Annotated in this window: 1 protein-coding gene; it reads right to left on the bottom strand. The window is 40.1% G+C overall.

Going from position 1 to position 424, the window contains the following annotated elements:
* Positions 1-201: 201 nt before the first annotated feature.
* On the bottom strand, positions 202-424 hold a 223-nt coding region (locus tag IQR33_RS33510; RefSeq protein WP_228013989.1), incomplete at its 5' end, for a phosphopantetheine-binding protein.

Raw genomic sequence — 424 nt, 5'->3', positions numbered from 1 at the left:
CAATACGAGCGCTAACCTTAAGCCCGTTGCGATTAAGAAATTTTTATACTCACAAGGAGTTGCAGAATATAAAATCCCTGATTACATCAAGTTTTGCCAACAATTGCCGAAAACCTCTGTCGGTAAAATCAATAAAAAGGCTTTAAGAGCAGAATATAGCACTTAGGTGCATCCCCTTGCATCGCTGCAGGGGGATCTCATTTATATTACTGCACCTTGAGCTTGAACTTGAGCTGCTTCCCACCAGTCTCTAATGGTATTTTTTGCCACCATTTCAGAAAGCGCGATATCTAAACCTTGCTTTTTCCAACGACTATGCAACGTCATTACACGAATGGAGTCTAACCCGAGAAAGATAAGATTTTCGTCTACATCTACTTCATCTAAATCAACTTCAAGAATATCCGCAACCTCCTTTCTCATT

It is taken from the genome of Vibrio sp. OPT46 (genome assembly GCF_015163535.1).
Taxonomy (GTDB): Bacteria; Pseudomonadota; Gammaproteobacteria; order Enterobacterales; family Vibrionaceae; genus Vibrio; species Vibrio alginolyticus.
This window is presented reverse-complemented; position numbering and strand designations above follow the sequence as displayed.